Origin of the sequence: Actinocrinis sp., assembly GCF_035605935.1 — a bacterium.
Lineage (GTDB): Bacteria > Actinomycetota > Actinomycetes > Streptomycetales > Catenulisporaceae > Actinocrinis.
The window spans coordinates 1-21,576 of the sequence record NZ_DATNGK010000292.1 but is presented as its reverse complement, the minus strand read 5'-3'; the positions used below and the strand labels follow the sequence as shown (position 1 = coordinate 21,576).

20 protein-coding genes and 1 riboswitch are annotated in these 21,576 nt (G+C 68.0%); of the genes, 18 read left to right on the top strand and 2 right to left on the bottom strand.

Features of this window, described 5'->3' with window-relative positions:
* Window positions 1-88: 88 nt before the first annotated feature.
* From rho to VN779_RS23510, 5 genes are all read left to right on the top strand, one after another.
* Window positions 89-2,182 carry a transcription termination factor Rho gene (rho, locus tag VN779_RS23530; protein ID WP_325726989.1) on the top strand — a complete coding sequence of 698 codons (2,094 nt, stop codon included), beginning with the start codon at window positions 89-91 and terminating at the stop codon, window positions 2,180-2,182.
* 210 nt (window positions 2,183-2,392) lie between these two features.
* A complete protein-coding gene (gene rpmE, locus VN779_RS23525) occupies window positions 2,393-2,614 on the top strand; it encodes a 50S ribosomal protein L31 (RefSeq protein ID WP_325726987.1) in 222 nt (73 codons plus the stop codon).
* A 120-nt stretch (window positions 2,615-2,734) separates the two neighbouring features.
* Window positions 2,735-3,808: a peptide chain release factor 1 gene (prfA, locus tag VN779_RS23520; protein ID WP_325726985.1), complete on the top strand. Its 1,074-nt coding sequence runs from the start codon at window positions 2,735-2,737 to the stop codon at window positions 3,806-3,808.
* An 81-nt stretch (window positions 3,809-3,889) separates the two neighbouring features.
* Window positions 3,890-4,753: a peptide chain release factor N(5)-glutamine methyltransferase gene (prmC, locus tag VN779_RS23515; protein WP_349260910.1), complete on the top strand. Its 864-nt coding sequence runs from the start codon at window positions 3,890-3,892 to the stop codon at window positions 4,751-4,753.
* A 78-nt stretch (window positions 4,754-4,831) separates the two neighbouring features.
* Window positions 4,832-5,473, top strand: a complete 642-nt coding sequence (locus tag VN779_RS23510; protein ID WP_325726981.1) for an L-threonylcarbamoyladenylate synthase — start codon at window positions 4,832-4,834, stop codon at window positions 5,471-5,473.
* Between the two features lie 130 nt (window positions 5,474-5,603).
* Here the strand turns inward: VN779_RS23510 and VN779_RS23505 are convergent, their stop codons facing one another.
* Window positions 5,604-6,287 (bottom strand): transglycosylase family protein, encoded by a 684-nt coding sequence (locus tag VN779_RS23505; RefSeq protein WP_325726979.1) that lies wholly within the window; start codon window positions 6,285-6,287, stop codon window positions 5,604-5,606.
* An 8-nt stretch (window positions 6,288-6,295) separates the two neighbouring features.
* Window positions 6,296-6,492: riboswitch (cyclic di-AMP (ydaO/yuaA leader) on the bottom strand.
* 372 nt (window positions 6,493-6,864) lie between these two features.
* Between VN779_RS23505 and glyA the strand changes: the two genes are divergently transcribed.
* From glyA to VN779_RS23440, 13 genes are all read left to right on the top strand, one after another.
* On the top strand, window positions 6,865-8,199 hold the full coding sequence (gene glyA / locus VN779_RS23500; protein ID WP_325726977.1) for a serine hydroxymethyltransferase: 1,335 nt from the start codon (window positions 6,865-6,867) through the stop codon (window positions 8,197-8,199).
* Window positions 8,200-8,382: 183 nt separating this feature from the next.
* A complete protein-coding gene (locus tag VN779_RS23495) occupies window positions 8,383-9,663 on the top strand; it encodes an MraY family glycosyltransferase (RefSeq protein WP_325726975.1) in 1,281 nt (426 codons plus the stop codon).
* Window positions 9,664-9,915: 252 nt separating this feature from the next.
* A complete protein-coding gene (locus VN779_RS23490) occupies window positions 9,916-10,317 on the top strand; it encodes a hypothetical protein (RefSeq protein ID WP_325726973.1) in 402 nt (133 codons plus the stop codon).
* A gap of 133 nt (window positions 10,318-10,450) precedes the next feature.
* Window positions 10,451-10,723, top strand: coding sequence for a hypothetical protein (locus VN779_RS23485; RefSeq protein WP_325726971.1), 273 nt, complete (start codon window positions 10,451-10,453; stop codon window positions 10,721-10,723).
* Between the two features lie 179 nt (window positions 10,724-10,902).
* Window positions 10,903-11,715, top strand: coding sequence for a F0F1 ATP synthase subunit A (atpB, locus tag VN779_RS23480; protein WP_325726969.1), 813 nt, complete (start codon window positions 10,903-10,905; stop codon window positions 11,713-11,715).
* A gap of 69 nt (window positions 11,716-11,784) precedes the next feature.
* Window positions 11,785-12,033 (top strand): ATP synthase F0 subunit C, encoded by a 249-nt coding sequence (gene atpE, locus VN779_RS23475; protein WP_325726967.1) that lies wholly within the window; start codon window positions 11,785-11,787, stop codon window positions 12,031-12,033.
* A gap of 39 nt (window positions 12,034-12,072) precedes the next feature.
* Window positions 12,073-12,645 carry a F0F1 ATP synthase subunit B gene (locus VN779_RS23470; RefSeq protein WP_325726965.1) on the top strand — a complete coding sequence of 191 codons (573 nt, stop codon included), beginning with the start codon at window positions 12,073-12,075 and terminating at the stop codon, window positions 12,643-12,645.
* Window positions 12,645-13,457 (top strand): F0F1 ATP synthase subunit delta, encoded by an 813-nt coding sequence (locus VN779_RS23465; RefSeq protein WP_325726963.1) that lies wholly within the window; start codon window positions 12,645-12,647, stop codon window positions 13,455-13,457. Before VN779_RS23470 ends, VN779_RS23465 begins: the two co-directional genes overlap by 1 nt.
* Window positions 13,458-13,559: 102 nt before the next feature.
* A complete protein-coding gene (gene atpA / locus VN779_RS23460) occupies window positions 13,560-15,200 on the top strand; it encodes a F0F1 ATP synthase subunit alpha (RefSeq protein ID WP_325726959.1) in 1,641 nt (546 codons plus the stop codon).
* A 71-nt stretch (window positions 15,201-15,271) separates the two neighbouring features.
* Complete coding sequence (locus VN779_RS23455; protein WP_325726957.1) at window positions 15,272-16,180, top strand: F0F1 ATP synthase subunit gamma; 909 nt, start codon at window positions 15,272-15,274, stop codon at window positions 16,178-16,180.
* 55 nt (window positions 16,181-16,235) lie between these two features.
* The gene (atpD, locus tag VN779_RS23450) at window positions 16,236-17,669 is read left to right on the top strand and encodes a F0F1 ATP synthase subunit beta (protein ID WP_325726956.1); all 1,434 of its coding nucleotides are present in this window, start codon (window positions 16,236-16,238) and stop codon (window positions 17,667-17,669) included.
* A 115-nt stretch (window positions 17,670-17,784) separates the two neighbouring features.
* Window positions 17,785-18,189 (top strand): F0F1 ATP synthase subunit epsilon, encoded by a 405-nt coding sequence (locus tag VN779_RS23445; RefSeq protein ID WP_325726954.1) that lies wholly within the window; start codon window positions 17,785-17,787, stop codon window positions 18,187-18,189.
* A gap of 207 nt (window positions 18,190-18,396) precedes the next feature.
* On the top strand, window positions 18,397-19,011 hold the full coding sequence (locus VN779_RS23440) for a DUF2550 domain-containing protein (protein ID WP_325726952.1): 615 nt from the start codon (window positions 18,397-18,399) through the stop codon (window positions 19,009-19,011).
* A gap of 685 nt (window positions 19,012-19,696) precedes the next feature.
* Here the strand turns inward: VN779_RS23440 and VN779_RS23435 are convergent.
* Window positions 19,697-21,576, bottom strand: a 1,880-nt coding sequence (locus tag VN779_RS23435) for a hypothetical protein (protein WP_325726950.1), incomplete at its 5' end; no start/stop codon positions are given.

Below are 21,576 nucleotides of genomic sequence, written 5' to 3'. Positions count from 1 at the left end.
TCGGTCACCGCCCGCCGGATCGGGGCACGACCGGTCGCCGAGCCGGGTACCACCCGGAACCGGCGCCCGCTCCAGGGAAGGACCCTTCGTGAGCGATACCACCGAACTGACCTCCGCCGACCAGTCCGCGGCCCGTGGCAGACGCCGCACCGGCACCGGACTGTCCGGCCTCCTGCTGCCTGAACTGCGACTCAAGGCCGCTGAGTTGGGCATCAAGGGAGTGACCCGGATGCCCAAGGGTCAGTTGATCGAGGCGATTCAACAGCGCCAGGGCGCCCCCGCGGGGACCACCCGCGCCGCCGCGCCGGCCGCCGCCTCGACCGGAACCGCCGCCGGTGGTGCGGAGGGCACCGGCTCGAACGGTGCCGCAGCCACCACCCAGCAGGCGACAGCGCCCGCGCAGCGTGCCAACGGCCGCCGCCGGGCCACCTCCGCGCAGACCCGCGTCCCCGAGCAGCCCGGTCGCCGCGAGGAGGCTGCGGTAGAGGCCGCCCCGGCGCAGAACCGGGTCGCCGAGGCCGCTCCCGCCGCGACCGCGCAGCCTGTCGCCGCGCAGAGCGCTGCGCCGCAGGCCGTCGCAGCTGCCGAGCCGCAGAGCCAGGCGGGCACGCAGTCCGCTGCGACCCAGAGCGGCGGAGCACAGACCGGCAGCGCCCAGACGGGTAACGCGCCGGGTGACGGCGCTAACCAGCACTCCCGCCGGGAGCGCAACCGCGACCGCACCAACCGCAACAACCGTGACCGCGGCGACCGTGGTGACCGTCAGCAGCAGCACCAGGGCAACGAGCGCCCGGGCAACCGCGATGGCCAGCGGGACAACCAGCGCGATGGTCAGCGCGACAGCCAGCGCGACAGCCAGCGGGACAATCAGCGCGATAACCAGGGCGGCGGCCAGGACGAGGAGTTCGACAGCCGCGGACGGCGCAGCCGGTACCGCGACCGGGACCGCAACAACCGGGGCCGGCGTGGCCGCGAGGGCTTCGAGGGCGGCGCGCCCGAGTCCACCATCACTGAGGACGACGTCCTGATTCCGGTGGCGGGCATCCTGGACGTCCTGGACAGCTACGCCTTCGTGCGCACCTCCGGCTACCTGCCCGGCCCGAACGACGTGTACGTCTCGCTGGCTCAGGTCCGCAAGTACAACCTGCGCAAGGGCGACGCGGTGGTCGGCGCGGTGCGCCAGCCGCGCGAGGGCGAGCGGCGCGAGAAGTTCAACGCGCTGGTCAAGCTGGACAGCGTCAACGGCGTCACCCCCGAGGAGACCCGCGAGTCGCGCGACCCGCGCAGCCCGAACCACCGCGTCGAGTTCTCCAAGCTCACCCCGCTTTACCCGCAGGACCGGCTGCGCCTGGAGACCGAGTCCGGCCAGCTGACCACCCGGATCATCGACCTGGTCGCCCCGGTCGGAAAGGGCCAGCGCGGCCTGATCGTCTCGCCGCCCAAGGCCGGTAAGACCCTGGTGCTGCAGGCGATCGCCAACGCGATCACCGTCAACAACCCCGAGGTCCACCTCATGGTCGTGCTCGTCGACGAGCGGCCGGAAGAGGTGACCGACATGCAGCGCTCGGTCAAGGGAGAGGTCATCGCCTCCACCTTCGACCGGCCCGCCGAGGACCACACCACGGTCGCCGAACTCGCCATCGAGCGGGCGAAGCGGCTGGTGGAGCTGGGCCACGACGTGGTCGTGCTGCTCGACTCGATGACCCGCCTCGGCCGCGCGTACAACCTGTCCGCGCCCGCCTCCGGCCGGATCATGTCCGGTGGTGTCGACTCGACCGCGCTCTACCCGCCGAAGCGCTTCTTCGGCGCGGCGCGCAACATCGAGAACGGCGGCTCGCTGACCATCCTGGCCACCGCGCTGGTGGAGACCGGCTCGAAGGCCGACGAGGTGATCTTCGAGGAGTTCAAGGGCACCGGCAACATGGAGCTCAAGCTCGACCGGCGCCTGGCCGACAAGCGCATCTTCCCGGCCGTGGACATCGACGCCTCCAGCACCCGGCGCGAGGAGATCCTGCTCGGCGCCGAGGAGCTGGCGGTCATGTGGCGCCTGCGCAGGCTGCTGCACAACATGGACCAGCAGCAGGCCCTTGAGCTGCTGATCACGCAGATGCGCAAGACGAAGTCGAACGTCGAGCTGCTGATGCAGATCCAGAAGAACACCCCGGCGCGGGACGGCGAGTAGCAGCCGTCGCACGCCAGGAATATCCGGGGCTCCGGTGCCGTTGCGGAACCGGAGCCCAGGGATGTAAACGGGCAGTCGGCAGCCAATCCGACGGTGTGAAGATCACCGTTTTGGAGTCGACGGCCCGGCCCTGGCAGACTGGTACGTCGGTCCCGGTTCACGCCCCGCGCGGGGCGATCCGGCGGCCAAATCGACCATGAGGAGCACATCGTGAAGTCCGGGATCCACCCCGAATACGTGGTCACCCAGGTGACCTGCAGCTGTGGCAACAGCTTCACCACGCGATCCACCGCGACCAGCGGCCGGATCAGCACCGAAGTCTGCTCGCAGTGCCACCCCTTCTACACCGGCAAGCAGAAGATCCTCGACACCGGCGGCCGCGTCGCCAAGTTCGAGGCCCGCTTCGGCGGCAAGAAGAAGACCGGCAACTAGCGCGTACAGCGGCGTCGATGCCAGGCATTCGCTGCCGGCGTCGGCGCCGCTTCGTGTCAGTGGCGGGTCAACTTCACAGCCGCGCGGGCGGCATAAGGACGAGAGGACCGGTGCAGCACCGTGTTCGAGGCGATCGACGATCTGTTGGCCGAGCACGCCGAGCTTGAACAGCGTCTCGCCGACCCGCAAGTGCACACCGACCAGGCGCTGGCCCGCAAGCTCGGCAAGCGTTACGCCGAGCTGACCCCGATCGCGGAGACGTACCGGTCGTATCAGTCCAACGCCGAGGACATCGAGGCCGCGCGCGAGCTGGCCCGTGAGGACCCAGCCTTCGCCGACGAGATCGACACCCTCCAGGAGTTGCGCGGCGAACTGGAGCTGCGGTTGCAGCACCTGCTGATCCCGCGCGACCCGAACGACGATAAAGACGTCATCGTCGAGGTCAAGGCGGGGGAGGGCGGCCAGGAGTCCATGCTGTTCGCCGGCGACCTGCTGCGCATGTACCTGCGCTACGCCGAACGGCGCGGCTGGAAGACCGAGATCCTTGAGGCCACCGACTCGGATCTTGGCGGCTACAAGGATGTCTCACTGGCCGTCAAATACCGCGGTACCCCGCCGCCAGGAGAGGGCATCTGGGCGCGCCTGAAGTACGAGGGCGGCGTGCACCGGGTACAGCGCGTACCGGTTACCGAATCCCAGGGCCGCATCCACACCTCCGCAGCCGGCGTGCTCGTCATGCCCGAGGCGGAGGATGTCGAGGTCGAAATCAATCCGAACGACCTACGCATCGACGTCTTCCGGTCGTCCGGCCCCGGCGGTCAGTCCGTTAACACCACCGACTCCGCGGTACGCATCACGCACTTGCCCACCGGTGTGGTCGTGTCCTGCCAGAACGAGAAGTCGCAGCTCCAGAACAAGGAGTCGGCGATGCGGATCCTGCGTGCCAGGTTGCTGGCCCACGCGCAGGAAGAGGCCGACAAGGAGGCCTCCGACGCGCGCCGCAGCCAGGTGCGCACCGTGGACCGTTCAGAGCGCATCCGCACGTACAACTTCCCGGAGAACCGACTTTCCGACCATCGCACCGGCTTCAAGGCGTACAACCTGGACCAGGTGCTCGACGGCGAACTCGACCCAGTGATCCAGTCCTGCGTCGACGCCGACCTGGCCGCCAAGCTCGGCGTCCAGGAGAGCTGAGCCATGAGCGGCGAGGCAGTGAGCGATGGGACGGCGGCGGACGAAGAGCCGGCCGCGACGACGCTGGTGGGCGCGCGTCCGCTGAACCTGCTGCTCTCCGAGGTCGCGCTCGCGGCCGTGCGCCTGGCCGAGGCCGGGGTCGACTCCCCGCGCGCCGATGCCGAGGAACTGGCCGCGTGGGTGCACGGGGTACGGCGCGGCGAGCTGCACACGGTGCGCGATGGCGACTTCGACGCGCGCTTCTGGGCCGCGATCGCCCGCCGCGAGAACCGCGAACCGCTGCAGCACATCACCGGCCGCGCCTTCTTCCGCTACCTCGAACTCGAGGTCGGCCCTGGGGTGTTCGTGCCGCGGCCGGAGACCGAGGTCATGGTCGGCTGGGCGATCGACCGGCTGCGCGGCCTGGACATCGCAGAACCCGTCATCGTCGACCTGTGCAGCGGCTCGGGCGCGATCGCGCTGGCCATAGCGCAAGAAGTGCCGCGCTCGCGGGTCCACGCGGTCGAGCTGTCCGAGGACGCGCTGACCTGGACGCAGCGCAACATAACGAAAGTGGCCGAAGGCAGGCGGGTCACGTTGCACCGCGGCGACGCGCGCACCGCGCTGTCGGAACTCAACGGGACCGTGGATCTGGTCGTCTCGAATCCGCCGTACATCCCGCTCGAGGAGTGGGAGGGCGTCTCGACCGAGGCGCGCGACTACGACCCGCAGCTGGCCCTCTTCTCCGGCCCGGACGGGCTGGACATGATCCGTTCCCTCGAACGGACGGCGTTCCGGCTGCTGCGCCCGGGCAGCTGGGTCGCTGTGGAACACTCGGACCAGCAGGGCGGGGCGGTGCAGCGCATCTTCCTGGAGGAACGCGGCTGGGCCGAGGCGGCCGACCACCGAGATCTGACCGGACGCCCGCGGTTCGTGACCGCGCGCAAGGAAGGCCGCCGCGGGTAGCCGCAGTCGCTCTCAGTAAGGTAAGCCGCAGTCAGATCTCAGATGCAGCGAAGCAGCGAAGATGAGAGGTGCACGCAGGTGAGCCGTCGCTACGACTGTTCGGATCCGGATCAGCGCACCGCCGGGCTGCGCGAGGCGGCCGGCTCGGTGCGTCGCGGAGAGCTGGTCGTCCTGCCGACCGACACGGTGTACGGCATCGGCGCGGACGCCTTCTCAGCCTCCGGGATCGCCGCGCTGCTGGCCGCGAAGGGCCGCGGCCGCGACATGCCGGTGCCGGTGCTGGTCGGCTCGCCCACCACGCTGCACGGCCTGGTCGCACAGTTCCCCGAGAACGCGTGGGATCTGGTGGACGCTTACTGGCCCGGCGCGTTGACGATCGTCACCCGCCATCAGCCCTCGCTCCAGTGGGACCTGGGCGACGCACGCGGCACCGTCGCGGTCCGCATGCCGTTGCACCCGGTCGCGATCGAGCTGCTGACCGAGGTCGGCCCGATGGGCGTGTCGTCCGCGAACCGCTCAGGACAGCCGCCGGCGACCACCGCTTCCGAGGCTCAGGACCAGCTCGGTACCGCGGTGGAGATCTACCTCGACGGCGGGCCGACGGCGGACAACGTGCCCTCCTCGATCGTCGACCTGACCGGTGACGCGCCGAAGCTGCTGCGCGAGGGCGCGCTGACGTTTGATCAGCTGGCCAAGGTCGTGCCCAACCTGATCCGCTGACGGTTCTTCAGAAGTGCGCCGAAGAAGCACACGACACGAGCGCACAATACAAGCACACCGAGGCCCGGCTCCCTTGCGAAAGGGAGCCGGGCCTCAGTGCGTGCGGACCGCTGTGCTTACCGGTTCAGGCTCAGAAGTGCAGGACCTGGCCCGGGAAGATCAGGTTCGGGTTCGAGCCGACAACCGACTGGTTGTCCTGGTACAGGGTCTCCCAGTTGGAGATGCCCTCCTTGGCCGCGATCCCGGACAGCGTGTCGCCGGAGACGACCGTGTAGCTGTGGCCGGTGGTCTTGGCCGGAGCGGTGACGGTGTGCGACTTCTGGACCGGAGCCGAGTAGTGCTTGGCCTTGGTCGACTTGTGGCTGCTGCTTGAGCCGGAGCCAGCGCCGTTGGCGTTGGTGGTGGTGTAGCTGCCGCCGGAGGAGTAGCCACGCGGACCGCAGACGGGCCAGGCGCCGATGCCCTGCCCGGCGAGGACCTTCTCCGCGATGGCGATCTGCTGGGTGCGGCTGGCCTGGTTGGCGTAGTGCGCGTAGGCGCCGCCGCCGTAGCCGAGCCAGGTCGACTCGGTGAACTGCAGACCACCGTAGAAGCCGTTGCCGGTGTTGATGGCCCAGTTGCCGCCGGACTCGCACTGCGCGACGGCGTCCCAGTTGATCGAGGATGCGTGCGCCGAACCCGCGACCAGCAGCGGAATCGTCACACCCGCGCCGGCGACCGCCGCCGTGGCGATCATCCGGCGGGCATAAGACGGCTTGCGATGACGCCCGCCCGCAGCCTCTGCGGGCACGTTGGAAGCACGACGAATGGACATGGAAAAGCGATTCCTCTCCCACGCCTACGAAGTGAGCTGTCGGATTCGGGCCGGAGATGTGGCCCTACCGCGATACACGGATTCACCCCGAGCCGGACCTGCACCGGGCCGCTGCCTCGATTCACCCGGCAGCCGCCCTGTCCGGCGGAAAGAAGTGGTTCCTCCGCTCCTGCCCCTCGGGTCTGGGTTACGGCGTGGGCGGTGGGCAGGATTCGGCGTGCCGGCCACGTGGTCCGCGTTGGCGAACGGGATCGACCGTAAGCAGGCCGCGCCGCGAAACTCAACTTTGAGCCCCTGTGGGGGATCTCACATGAACGAACGGTCCTTGATTCGCGACTTTCTGTTGATCCGCAACGGGTTTCGTTGCACACAGTGCGCCGGACTCAATGCTCTCCGTTATGTCTGTGGCACATCGTGACGGACCCCTCACCGGTTACCCGACGCGACTGCGCTTCCGTTCGGGTGACCTCTTGCCAGTGCCGTCTTGGCCCGCGCGGCCTATGGTGTGAGGAAAGATCCGGCATTCCCCGCAAACCGCGCGATCTTCCCCGCGCCCCCGAAGCTTGGAGCGTTGGTCATGTCCCCAGTCGCCGCTCCCCGATCGACCTCGGCCGACCCGATCGCCCCCTTCTTCGGCCCGGACTACGGCGCGCTGGTGCGCACCGATCCGCAGATCGCCGGGGTGCTCCTGGACGAACTCGAGCGCCAGCGCGGCACCCTGCAGCTGATCGCCAGCGAGAACCCGGCCTCACCCGCCGTGCTGGCCGCGCTCGGCTCGGTGCTGTCGAACAAATACGCCGAGGGCTACCCGGGACGGCGCTACTACGGAGGCTGCGCACAGGTCGACGCGGCCGAGCGCCTGGGCGTCGACCGGGCGTGCGCCTTGTTCGGCGCCGATCACGCGAACATCCAGCCGCACACCGGAGCGGCCGCGAACCTCGCCGTTTTCGCCGCGCTGCTCACTCCCGGCGACCGGGTGCTGGCCATGGCGCTGCAACACGGCGGCCACCTCACCCACGGCGCGCAGGGCAACTTCTCCGGCACCTGGTTCGAAACCCTCGGCTACCCGGTCAGGGAGGACACCGAGCTGATCGACTACGACCGGGTGCGCGACCTGGCCCGTTCGCACCGGCCCAAGCTGATCATCTGCGGGGCGACTGCTTACTCCCGGCTGATCGACTTCGCCGCGTTCCGCTCGATCGCCAACGAGGTCGGCGCGTATCTACTGGTCGACGCCGCGCACTTCGCCGGGCTCGTCGCCGGGCGGGCCATCCCCTCGCCCGTCCCGTACGCCGATGTCGTCACCTTGACCACGCACAAGACGCTGCGTGGCCCGCGCGGCGGGGCGATCCTGTGCCGCGCCGAACTGGCCTCCGCGATCGACCGCGCCGTATTCCCGTTCTCGCAGGGCGGCCCGCTGATGCACGCGATCGCGGCCAAGGCGGTCGCGTTCGCGGAGGCCTCGCGGCCCGAGTTCCGCAATTACGCGACGCAGGTCGTGTCGAACGCGCGCGCCCTCACGACCGCGCTCGCGCAGGAGGGCATGCGCCCGGTGTCCGGCGGCACGGACACCCACTTGGCCGTACTGGACCTGCGCGGCGCGGCGGGCGTCGCGGTACGGACGGCCGACGGGGTGAAAGTCACCGGCCGTGAGGCGGAACTGCGCTGCGAGCGCGCCGGAATCATGCTCAACCGCAGCTGCGTGCCGTACGACTCGGCCAAGCCGATGGTCACCTCGGGCCTGCGGGTCGGGACCGCGACCGTGACCACTCAAGGGATGAAGGAGCCTGAGATGCACCGGATCGCGGCGCTCGTCGGGCGCGCGGTCCGCGACGCCGACGGCTCCGTCGCCGCCGAGGTGCAGAAGGAAGTCGCCGAGTTGGTCGACGAATTCCCGCTCTACCAGGCCTGACTACCGGCCGGCGACAACACGGCCGGGCAAACAGGTTGATCCGCCGTTTGATGGCTCTAAGGTGCTGTTGCGGCGGTACGCGGGCAACCGGGCGGTGCTGGTGGGCGTCCTCTTGATAGGTGAGGACCGGCGTACCCTGATCACCGACACTGACCCCGGCCGGAAGGCGGCGAGCGAAGCTAGATGCGCGAGTATCTGGTCGTCTTGGCGGTCGCCTGGGTGGTCACTTATTTGACCACCGGGCTGGTCCGCGTGGCCGCCATCCGCTTCGCACCCCCGCCCGAGGTTCGCGAGCGTGACGTGCACACCGTGCCCACCCCCCGGCTCGGCGGCGTGGCGATGTACTTCGGGTTCCTCGCCGCACTGTTGTTCGCCAGGCACATGCCGATGCTGCACCAGTGGGTTTACACCGAGTCGACGGCGGTTCCCGGTCTGCTGCTGGGTTCCGGCCTGCTCATCCTGCTCGGCGTCATCGACGACCGCTGGGGCGTCGACGCGCTGATCAAGCTGGCCGGGCAGGTCTTCGCCGCCTCCGTGATGGTGCTCAAGGGCGTGCAGATCCAGTGGCTGCCTATCCCGGGCTACGGCACGGTCGTGCTCGACCCGACCAGTTCCGCCGTGCTGTCGATCCTCATCGTGGTCATCATGATCAACGCGGTGAACTTCGTGGACTGGCTCGACGGGCTGGCCGCCGGTATGTGCGCCATCGCCGCCCTCGCGTTCTTCGTTTTCGGCTACCGGCTTCAGGTCGGCTACTTCATCTCGAGCGCCGCCCCGGCGGTGATGATCGCCGCGATCGTGGTCGGGATGTGCTTGGGCTTCCTGTGCCACAACTGGTCCCCGGCTCGCATCTTCATGGGCGACACCGGCTCGATGCTGCTTGGCCTGCTGCTGGCCGCCACCACCATTCTGGCCATCGGCCAGATCGACCAGGACCTGATGCTGCAGGCCGCGCACACGCAGACCGCGGCGACGCACAAGAGCCTGGCCGTCTACATCCCGCTGGTGCTGCCGTTCTCCTGCCTGGCGCTGCCGATGATCGACATGATCATGGCGGTGGTCCGGCGCACTGCCGCCGGGCTTTCGCCCTTCTCCGCGGACAAGCAGCATTTGCACCACCGGCTGCTGGAGATCGGCCACTCCAGGCAACGCGCGGTTCTGATCATGTACCTGTGGGCCGCTCTGATCTCCGGGGCCGTGATCCTGGTAACCGTCACGCCGCCGCACCGCCCGCCGATCCTCTTCGCGATGGGCGCCCTCGGCCTGTGGCTGCTGATCCTCTTGCTCCCGCAGGTGCGTAGGCGCATGGACGCGCGCGCGGATCGGCGTTCCGCGCGGCACGCCGCCGCCCGCGCACGCCGGGGCGCTCCGGTCGCGGCGGCTTTCCACACCGAGGGCGCGACGCCTCCGCAGTGGCCCGACCTTGTGCACAGTGCCTCAGAAACGCGGCGGCCGCATAGCTGAGCTGCGGCTGCGCAATCAGTGGCTGGATACGCGAGGAAATCGGCACTTCCCGCGTGTCGTACGTGATCGAGACCACGCCGACCAGGTAAAGACGTGCTCTGCCGTTTGTGATAGGTTTCACGAGCAAGGAACCATCGAGGACACGACCGCAGCCGATGGAACCTGCCCGCCCGCACGCACTTAATACGACGCAGCATATGACGCAGCCCGTGACCCCGAGCCCAGACCCCACGAGCCCTCCGGAGCCACACCATGCAGGCCGACGACGTCCGCGCGCTACGGCAATGTGCCGTGCCCACGGCGGCCGTTGGTGTGCTGTGCGCCGTCATCGCAGGCATCGCCGCGGGCGGCAAGGGAGTGCTCGGCGCCGCGCTGGCGCTGCTCATGGTCACCCTCTTCTTCTTGATCTCCACGGTAGTGGTCGGCCGCGCGGCGCGGGTGAGCCCGCAGAGCATGATGATCACCGCGCTGGCCACCTACCTCGTCAAGATCCTGATTCTCGCCGTGGTCACCGCACAGTTCCGCGACACCACGCTGTTCAACCCGCGGGCCTTCGGGATCACCGCGATCGCGTGCGTCCTGTGCTGGAGCGGCACCCAAGTGCGCTCGTGGATGAAGGCCAAGACCTTCTACGTCGAGCCCGGGCAGCTGTGAGCCCCGATGACCACCATGCGCCGACGAGCCGCCGCCCGGATCAGCCACCGCGCGCGTCCCGGCCACTCGTTGCGGCGCCGCCGCGGAGCCGAACTCTGCCGGGAGCACGCGGGAGCGCGCACCGGGGCGGGCGATGAGCCCGACGACCCGAACACCCGCTGAGCCGCCCGCCGACGACAAGTCGGTGCTGGAGGAGGCCAAACAGACCGACGCCACCATGTGGGGCATCGTCGGCCATATGGTCTCGGCTATCGCCGTCTACGGCGGACTCGGCTACCTTCTCGGACGGTGGACCGGACACCCGATCCTGCTGCTGTTCGGCGTGCTCTTCGGCGTGGTGCTCTCGACCTGGTACACGATCCACACCGTGAGCAAGGCGGCGAACGGCGGCAGCCGGGCGAAGTGACGCTCCGTTGTACCCGAGCCGAGGCCCGCGAGAACCGGCGGTGAACAGGCCGGCGAAATCGGTGAAAACGGGCCCGCGAATCGGCTCGAGCAGTCCCAGACAGTTACAGTCCTGCAAGCCCACTTCAACATCAGTCCCGCACCGGCGACTGCGATGCGCCAAGCCGAAGGAGTGAACCGGTGAGTACCACGGCAACCGCGAGCACAGTGCTCGCCTCGGGCTGCCACCTGGGCTCCGGGTGCGGGTTTCCCGCGCCGTCGCTCGATGACTTCTATTTCAGCCCGATCTTCTCGATCGGCGGGTTCCACTTCACCAAGCCGATGCTGCTCGCGCTGATCTGCGCCGGGATCGTGTGCACGTACTTCTACTTCGCGTTCCGCCGGCCGAAGCTGGTGCCGCGCGGGTCGCAGAACGTGGGAGAGCTCGGATACCTGTTCATCAGGGATCAGATCGCCCGGCCGATGATCGGCAAGTCCGGGGACCGCTACGTGCCGTTCCTGTTCTCTCTGTTCTTCTTCATCTGGGTGATGAACCTGATGGAGATCATCCCGATCGCCCAGTTCCCGGCGACCTCGAAGATCGCGTTCCCGGCCGCATGCGTGCTGATGACGTACCTGACCTACTGGTACCAGGCGATCAAGCGGAACGGGTTCATCGGCTTCCTCCGCAAGGTGATTCCCAGCGGAGTGCCGGTCCCGGTGCTCATCATCCTGATTCCAGTCGAATGGCTGCGGGTCCTGGTGATCCAGCCGTTCACCCTGATGGTCCGGCTGTTCGCGAACATGTTCGCCGGCCACATGCTGCTGGCCACGTTCATGATCGCGACCTGGTACCTGACCAGCGCATCGATGGGCGCGCTCTTCGCGGCCGGCTCAGCGGTGATGGTGGTCGTGCTGACCGCCTTCGAAATGCTGATCCAGGCTCTGCAGGCTTACATCTTCACGATCCTTACCGCGCAGTACATCGGCGAGTCTTACAACGCCGGGCACTGAGCTGCACCGCAAGTCCCCACAAGCCAACCGGTGGAGAGCCGCCGGTTCGACCCGAAGGAAACGCAACCCATGTCCGCTGCTGTTGTTGACATCATCGCCGGCGCTAACAACGTCACCGGTTCGCTCGGCGCGGTCGCGTACGGCCTGGCCGCCATCGGCCCGGGTGTCGGAATCGGCCTGATCTTCGGCCACGGCGTCGAGGCCATGGCCCGCCAGCCCGAGGCCGCCGGCATGATCCGCACGAACATGTTCATCGGTTTCGCGCTGACCGAGGCGCTCGCGCTCCTCGGCATCGTGATGCCGTTCGTCTTCAAGTAAGCCGCTCCTCACGGACGACTGCCTTAAGGAGGCAATACCGTGGGACCCCAGGTCACGATTCTGGCCGACCACAACCCGGTCATCCCGGACGGCCCTGAGCTGATCCTCGGCATCATCGCGTTCGCGATCGTGTTCTTCTTCCTGTACGTCAAGGCTCTGCCTGGTATCAGGAAGCTGCTCGAGGAGCGCACCGAGGCGATCGAGGGCGGTCTGCTCAAGGCCGAGGCCGCGCAGGCCGAGGCCGAGCGGATCAAGGCCGACTTCACCGCGCGTCTGGCCGAGTCCCGGCACGAGGCGGCCGAGGTGCGGGCCAAGGCCCAGGCCGAGGGCGCCGCGCTGGTCGACAAGGCCCGCGAGGAGGCCAACCGGCAGCGCGAGTCCATCGTGGCCGCCGGGCAGGCGCAGCTGACCGCCGACCGCAACTCCGCGGTCTCCGTGCTCAAGGCCGATCTCGGCAAGCTCGCCGTGGAACTGGCCGACAAGATCGTCGGGGAGCGCGCGGCCGACGCCGCGCTGCAGGAGCGGATCATCGACCGCTTCCTCGACGAGCTCGACGGCCGGATCGGCGTGCAGCGCGCGGGCGAGGCCGCCGCGGCGGAGCAGGTGGGCTGATGCGCGGCGCGAGTCGGGAATCGCTCAAGCAGGCGCAGGAGTCGCTGGCCGCGCTCACCGCCGTGCCGGCGACCGACGTCACCAAGTTGTCCGACGACCTGGCCGCCATCGGCGCGCTGCTCGACGGCGACGTGACGTTGCGCCGGCTGCTGACCGACCCGTCACGGGAACCGGAGCAGCGTGCCCGGCTGGTGACCTCGCTGCTGTCCGGGAAGGTCGGCGACCCGGCCGTGGAGCTGATCGCGGGAACGGTGCGGGGCCGCTGGTCCTCACCGCGCGATCTGGCCGACGCGGTCGAGCTGCTGGCCACCGAGGCGGAGCTGGCTCTGGCCGACCGGGCCGGGGCCCTGGACGCCGTCGAGGACGACCTGTTCCGCTTCGGCCGGATCCTGGCCGCGGAACCGGAACTGGCCGCGGCTCTGTCCCAGCGCATCCCGGCCTCGCAGCGCACCGCGCTGGTGGACTCGCTGCTCGCGGGCAAGGCGAACCCGTCTGCGCTGCGGCTGATCCACCGCCTGGTGGCCGCCCCGCGTGGCCGCAACGCGGTGGCCGGAGTCGAGGAGCTCAGCCGGATCGCGGCCGAGCGCAGGTCGCGGGTCACCGCCCTGGTCACGGCCGCCGTGCCGCTGACCGAGGCGCAGCGCGCGCGGCTCTCCGACATCCTGGCCCGCGCCTACGGCCGGGAGATCCGCCTTAACGTGGAGCTGGACCAGGCCCTCATCGGCGGCATGGTCATCCGGATCGGCGACGACATCATCGACGGCTCGGTCGCCGGGCGCCTCGGTGAGGCCGCGCGGCGCGTGTCGCAGTAGCAGGTTGATGACCAACCGTCAGACGTAGCCCTCCGATCGAGGGCGTGCAGTACCGAAATCGCGGGCGAAGGCCCCGAGAACCTAGGGAGTAAGGGAAGACTCATGACGGAGCTCACGATCCGTCCCGAGGAGATTCGGGACGCGCTGGAGCGCTTCGTCTCGTCGTACGAGCCTTCGGCCGCGAACGTCGACGAGATCGGTACGGTCACCGAGATCGGCGACGGTATCGCCAAGGTCGAGGGCCTGCCCTCGGCCATGACGAACGAGCTGCTGAAGTTCGAGGACGGGACCCTTGGCATCGCGCTGAACCTCGACGTGCGGGAGATCGGCGTCGTCGTCATGGGCGACTATGCCGAGATCGAAGAGGGCCAGACGGTCCGGCGCACCGGCGAGATCCTGTCCACCCCGGTCGGCGACGGCTTCCTCGGCCGGGTGGTCAACCCGCTCGGCGACCCGATCGACGGCCTCGGCCCGATCGAGGCGGAGACCCGGCGCGTCCTGGAACTTCAGGCGCCCTCGGTCATGCAGCGCCAGTCGGTCAACGAGCCGCTGCAGACCGGCATCAAGGCCATCGACTCGATGACCCCGATCGGCCGCGGCCAGCGTCAGCTGATCATCGGCGACCGGCAGACCGGCAAGACCGCGGTGTGCATCGACACGATCCTGAACCAGAAGGCGAACTGGGCCACCGGCGACCCGAAGAAGCAGGTGCGCTGCATCTACGTCGCCATCGGCCAGAAGGGCTCGACGATCGCGGCGGTGCGCCAGGCGCTGGAGGACAACGGCGCGCTGGAGTACACCACGATCGTGGCCTCCCCGGCGTCCGACCCGGCGGGCTTCAAGTACCTCGCGCCGTACACGGGTTCCGCGATCGGGCAGCACTGGATGTACGCCGGCAAGCACGTGCTGATCGTGTTCGACGACCTGTCCAAGCAGGCCGAGGCGTACCGCGCGATGTCCCTGCTGCTGCGCCGCCCGCCGGGCCGCGAGGCCTACCCCGGCGACGTGTTCTACTTGCACTCCCGGCTGCTGGAGCGCTGCGCGAAGCTGTCCGACGACATGGGCGCCGGCTCGCTGACCGGCCTGCCGATCGTGGAGACCAAGGGCAACGACATCTCCGCGTTCATCCCGACCAACGTGATCTCCATCACCGACGGCCAGTGCTTCCTGGAGACCGACCTGTTCAACTCGGGCGTGCGTCCCGCGGTGAACGTCGGTACCTCGGTCTCCCGGGTCGGCGGCGCGGCGCAGGTCAAGTCGATGCGTCAGGTCTCCGGATCGCTGCGCGTGGACCTGGCCCAGTTCCGCGACCTGGAGGCGTTCGCGGCCTTCGCGTCAGACCTCGACGACGCCTCGAAGGCGCAGCTGGCCCGCGGCCAGCGGATGGTCGAGCTGCTCAAGCAGGCGCAGTACACCCCGTACCCGGTCGAGGACCAGGTGGTCTCGATCTGGTCCGGCACCTCGGGCGAGCTGGACGAGGTCCCGGCCGAGGACGTGCGCCGCTTCGAGCGCGAGTTCCTCGACCACCTCAAGTCCGCGCACCCGGAGATCCTGCAGAGCATCGCGGCCACCAACGACAAGCTCTCCGACGACACCATCGGGCTGCTGCGTTCGGCGATCGACGGCTTCAAGAACACCTTCGAGACCGGCGCGGGCAAGCTGCTGCGCGGCGGCGAGGCGGTCACCCCGCTCGACCCCTCGCAGGTGGGCCAGGAGACGATCACCCGGCACGCGAAGGGCTAAGGCGCCTACCGTGAGCACTGTGCAGCCCGGCGCGTCCGGGCAGTTCGAATCCGGAAGGGAGGGCTGAGGCCGTGGGAGCGCAACTTCGCGTCTATCGGCGGCGCATCGCGTCCGTCTCCTCGACGAAGAAGATCACCCGCGCCCAGGAGCTGATCGCCACGGCGCGCATCGTCAAGGCGCAGCAGCGTGTCGCGCAGTCGACCCCGTACGCGCGGGAGATCACCCGCGCGGTGTCCGCGGTCGCCTCGCACTCCAACGCCAAGCACCCGCTGATCGGCGAGCGGCCGCAGCTGCGGCGCGCGGCGATCCTGCTGATCACCGCGGACCGCGGTTTTGCCGGCGCCTACAACACCGGCGCGATCAAGCAGGCGGAGCAGCTGGCCGCGCTGCTGCGCAGCGAGGGCAAGGAAGTCGACCGGTACGTCGTCGGCCGCAAGGGCGCGGCGTACTACCGCTTCCGCGCAGTGCCGATGGCCGGCGAGTGGAGCGGGTTCTCCGACAACCCGCAGTATGGCGACGCGGCGGCGATCGGCGACGCGCTGATCGAGGCATTCGAGAAGGGCGGTGAGAACGGCGGGGTCGACGAGATCCACGTGGTCTCCACCCATTTCATCTCGATGCTCTCGCAGACCCCTGTCGCGGCTCGCTTCCTGCCGCTGGAGATCGAGGAGACCACCGAGGCCCCGGCCGGCGGAGTCTTCCCGCTCTACGAGTTCGAGCCCTCTCCCCCCGAGGTGCTCGACGCGCTGCTGCCGCAATACATCAAGGCGCGGCTGTTCAACGCGCTGCTGCAGTCCGCGGCCTCGGAGCACGCGGCGCGGCGGCGGGCGATGAAGTCGGCGACGGACAACGCCACCGATCTCATCAAGCAGTACACCCGGCTGGCCAACAGCGCCCGCCAGGCGGAGATCACCCAGGAGATCAGCGAGATCGTCGGCGGCGCGAACGCATTGGCCGACGCCTCAGCGGAGAACCAGTAGCCATGAGACAGCGCCGATCACAACCGAAGGCCGCTGAAACCGTGACGGAGAAGGAATGACGACGACCACTGAGACCACGACCGGCGTCGGCCGCGTCTCGCGGATCATCGGCCCCGTCGTCGACGTGGAGTTCCCCGTCGACGCGATGCCGGCGATCTTCAACGCGCTGACCATCGACTACGACTTCCAGGGCGAGACCCGCCGGCTGACCCTCGAGGTCGCCCAGCACGTGGGCGACAACATGGTTCGCGCCATCGCGATGAAGCCGACCGACGGACTGGTGCGCGGCGCCGAGGTGAAGGACACCGGCGAGGCCATCTCGGTGCCGGTCGGCGACATCACCAAGGGCCACGTGTTCAACGTGACCGGCGACGTGCTCAACCTCAAGGAGGGCGAGCGCTTCGAGGTCACCGAGCGCTGGCCGATCCACCGCAAGGCGCCCAGCTTCGACCAGCTGGACTCGAAGACCGAGATGTTCACCACCGGCATCAAGGTCATCGACCTGCTCACCCCGTACGTCAACGGCGGCAAGATCGGCCTGTTCGGCGGCGCGGGCGTGGGCAAGACCGTGCTGATCCAGGAGCTGATCTACCGGGTCGCGGAGAACTTCGGCGGCGTGTCGGTGTTCGCCGGAGTCGGCGAGCGCACCCGTGAGGGCAACGACCTGATCGCGGAGATGACCGAGACCGGCGTCATCGAGAAGACCGCGCTGGTCTACGGCCAGATGGACGAGCCGCCGGGCACCCGGCTGCGCGTCGCGCTGTCCGCGCTGACCATGGCGGAGTACTTCCGCGACGTGCAGAAGCAGGACGTGCTGCTGTTCATCGACAACATCTTCCGCTTCACCCAGGCCGGCTCCGAGGTCTCCACGCTGCTCGGCCGTATGCCGTCCGCGGTGGGCTACCAGCCGACCCTGGCGGACGAGATGGGCGAGCTGCAGGAGCGGATCACCAGCACCCGTGGTCACTCGATCACCTCGGTGCAGGCGATCTACGTGCCCGCCGACGACATCACCGACCCGGCGCCGCACACCACCTTCGCCCACCTGGACGCGACGACGGTGCTGAGCCGTCCGATCACCCAGAAGGGCATCTACCCGGCCGTGGACCCGCTGGACTCGACCAGCCGGATCCTCGACCCGCGGTACATCTCCAGGGAGCACTACGAGACCGCCAGCCGGGTCAAGGCGATCCTGCAGAAGTACAAGGACCTGCAGGACATCATCGCGATCCTGGGCGTGGACGAGCTGTCCGAGGAGGACAAGATCACCGTGCAGCGCGCGCGGCGGATCGAGCGCTTCCTGTCCCAGAACACCTTCGTGGCGAAGGTCTTCACCGGCCTCGAGGGATCGTTCGTGCCGCTGGACGAGACCATCGCCGCGTTCACGGCGATCGCGGACGGCAAGTACGACCACGTGCCGGAGCAGGCGTTCTTCATGTGCGGCGGGCTCGAGGACCTCGAGCGCAAGTACAAGGAACTGACGAAGTAGCAGGAGCAGTGCGCAGCCGGGTCTGCCGGGCCGGGAGCGGGAGTGAGTACCGCGCTCCCGCGCCCGGCGGATCCAGCCAGCCAGCCTTTCGCATCAAGAGTGGAGGAGCCGCACCGTGGCTGAACTCGAAGTGGCGCTGGTCGCGGCCGACCGCGAGGTCTGGTCCGGCAAGGCGTCCATGGTGATCGCCAAGACCGCGGACGGCGACGTCGGCGTCCTGCCCGGTCACCAGCCGATCATGTCGGTGCTCAAGCCCTCGGTCGCCGTGATCAAGACGGTCGAGGACGGCGCGCCGGGGGAGACCCTGCGGGTGGCGCTGCACGGCGGCTTCATCGCGGTGGACGAGAACCGGGTCTCGCTGCTGAGCGAGGCGGCGGAGCTGAGCGGTGACATTGACGTCGCAAGGGCCGAGGAGGCTCTGGCCCGGGCCCGAGCCGGGGAGTTCGACCGCGATTCCGAGGCCGCGGCTGAGCGCGCTGAGCTGCGCTTGAGGGCGGCGGGTCGGGTAACCGCACAGTAGGTGCGCGAAAGTTCGTCGGCGCAAGAGATACTACGTATACGAGTCACGTCGGGTGGTAGTGCGTAGCACCGGGATCGGCGATGGCTGACTGCGAGAAGTTCGCAGCCTGACCGCGACGAGGCAAGGTGCGAGTGAGCGACGGCAACGGAGAATCGTGCACGCAACGGCAACGATGAGCGGCCTTGGCGAGCGGTGGCGGTGTCGGTGATGATCGTCACCGCACTGCTGGAGTGGCTCGCCGCCGTGGCCCTGGTGTTGCTATGTGCCATAGGCGCGCTGTTCACCCGGCGGGTGGTGATCCGCCGCCGTGGCGGCACTTTCGATTGCAGCCTGCGTCTGACCCCAGGGTCGGCGCGGGCTGCGGTGCATTTCGGGCAGTCTCACGCGCAGGCGAACGGCGAGGCGCGCACCCGCGGCGACGGCGAGTTGTACGGTGCGGGCGCAGGGGCGGGGATGGAAGCGGCGGGAGCGGAACCGCACCGGCGCGGCACCCGTACCCCGCTGAGTGCGTCGGCGGTACGAGCGGGCCGAGGCTGGTCCTACGGAATAGCGCAATACGAGAATGACCGGATCGACTGGTACCGCATCTTCTCCTACGCGTACCGCCCGGCCGCAGTGCTCACCCGCCGTGATCTCGAAGTGGTCGCCCGCCGCGACACGGAGGGCCAGGAGGAGTTGGCGCTCTTCCCCGGCTGGACCATCGTGGAGTGCAAGTTCGGCACCGGCCTGGTGGAGTTGGCGATGTCGCCCGACGCGCTGACCGGGTTCCTATCCTGGCTGGAAGCTGCGCCGCCGGGCCAGGACGTCAGCCGCGTCTCCTGATGGTCGCCCTATACGAGCACGATGCATACAAGCTTGCCGCACAGTTTCCGCATATCGTCCGCGTCAGGGGTGGCGATCGCGATCGGTTTAGCCGCTTGCAACGCCGTGGCCGCGACCACGGCGTCGATCGCGTACTTGTGACCGTGCAGCCCAGTTGCCCGAAGAAGGTCAATGGCGCGCCGGCGATTTCTTCGCTCACTGGCTCGACGCTGAGTCGGGAGAGGCACCATGCCAGGCGGTTGTTCTTGATACCTATGTTGTGCGCTTCGATCGGTTTTAGCCCACTGACAACTACTCGAAAGTCGTTGTCGTGTGCCTCGCGTACGAGCGCCGTCATGCGTTCGTCTTCAGCGCATAAGAGAGACAGGCCCTCACAACCTAGGGCGAACGTTCCGCCGACGAGCTGGCTTCGCGGGCGTGCCATTCGTTCTCGTTTCGAAGGCTTGAGTCGGCAACGCGGCAGGGGGATGTCTATCAATTGACCTCCGCCTTCGGCGGACGCGCTCCGCGCTGAACTGCACCCGCCCGCCCACCCTGCTCCGCGTCCTCGCCCAGAGGCTCGGCCGCTACGCGAACCATGGCGCTACCGCGCACGCGCTCCACGCGCTGGGCGCTACGCTGCACGGCCACGCCGCCTCGCTGGCGCTCGGCGGCTCGCTCGCAACGCGCCACCGCCGGAGGCTCATCATTGCGACCTGCGTGGGTGCCCGCGGGCGATCCGAAGCATGTGGACTCTCAATGCCTGAGCGGACAACGAGAAGCGCAGAGTGTGTGACGTCGGCTTTTCCCCTTCGCGTCGGATCGAAGATACGCAGCGGTTGGCGAACGCCGGCGAGATCGAGCGTATCGACACGGAGTTCAGGCCAGGCCCGTACAGCCGCATCTCACACGCGCACTCGGCGACAATCGATCCGATAGCGGCCCGACGGCTGGACAGACACGATGGCAGCACCGGACTGATGAGCGCAGCGACCCGAGCCGCTTGCTGTGATTCCCAATCGCCTGAGCTCCTGATGCGTGCTTCGACCATATTGAGAAGCAGCGTCGTCGTACCGAGGATTTGGACACACGGGTCAGCGAGCCCGGCGCCCCCTCGTTGTAGGGTCTCCGTGTCGTCGATCCACAGAGCCGATCTCGCCACGGTTTCTAGCCCTGACCCGTCCGCGTTCATGACCTCCGACACGTATCGCACATACTCGCGATAAACCGGATGCTGCCGACGTAACACAATGGTCGCGCATAGGTGTTTCAGGTCGGTTTGCCACTCTTCACTTCGCAATGCGAGCAAGACAATAGATTGAAACGCATACAGTTTGCTCACCCAGGATGTGCCGCGCAGTGCCATGGTTCGGATCAGACGCCATAGTGCATCCGAAATCTCAGTCGTCTGCCTGCCGGCGAGGGTGCACATGTCCTTGTACCCCTCGCCCAGAGATATCTCGATTCCGATGTCTGCAGCCGCGTCGCGTTCAAGGCCTCCGCCTGGACACGCGGAATTGGCCAGCGCGATAAGGAGTTCCTCGACGTCTGCGCGATCGGTGCTGTCACAGGTCAGCCAGACTGATGGCAGCAGGATCCAGCAGAGTGTCGCCACGGGGAGTCCGTACGTTTGCCACGCGGATTCCTGTCGCTGATGCCACGCGAGGCCGCCGGAGCGGGCTACTCGCACCAACATTCGCCAGTCCTCGGCGAGAGCGCTCCATGTGGTTGAGCCGTTGCCGCCTAGTCGGTGCGCTATGGCCCGACGCACCGCTCGATTGGTTTCGAAGGAAGTTCGCGACAGCAGACGGCCCCAGAGAAACCGCGTTACGTCGTTGGCCACCGTATGGGGAAGCTTGCTGACGAATGCGATCTGTTCGTGATCTCCGGCGCGGATCCACGTCTCAGCCAGCCATTGAGCATCCAGCGACAGATCCTTTCCCGTCATTCCAGCGAGCACTCGGTTCACGTCGCCGACGGGTTGAAGCCAACCCTGCTCGGCCGCCAGCTTCATCGCACGCGGCCATATGTCCACATTCGGTTCGCCCGTCAGCACCCGCTGCAGGATCTCACCGGTGAATGCGGATATGCCGCGGCGCATGGCATATCCCAACGGCAGCGTCGATCGTGCGGTCCATATCCCCGCGACCAGCTCGCGCAACTCCGGTTGCTGGAAGCGAAGCAAAACCCGTTGTTGATAAATCTCGCGACGCAGTAGACCCGACTCTTCGAGTGCGTTTATGCCGCTGAGAAAGCGATCGGCGACACTCGACGGCACGGTCGCTGTTAAGCTGACCCAATCGACGCTTTTGCTGTCATGCCGCACCAGATATGCAGCCACTTCGCTTAGCGCCGCCGCGCCCGGAGTGTTGAGATACGTCGTCGTCGACAGGTAACCGATGTCTCTTAGCCGTCGTACGAGGGGCGTGAGTGGTCCATATTCATTCTGATCACCGGATGGTCCTTGGGGCCAGGCCGTGGGAGACAGTGCGGGCGACGGCAACACCAGATGCCGGACCATGAACTGGCCTGGCGTCGATCCGCGTTCCCCGATCGCGACGAATGGCAGTCTTGCTATGAGCATGT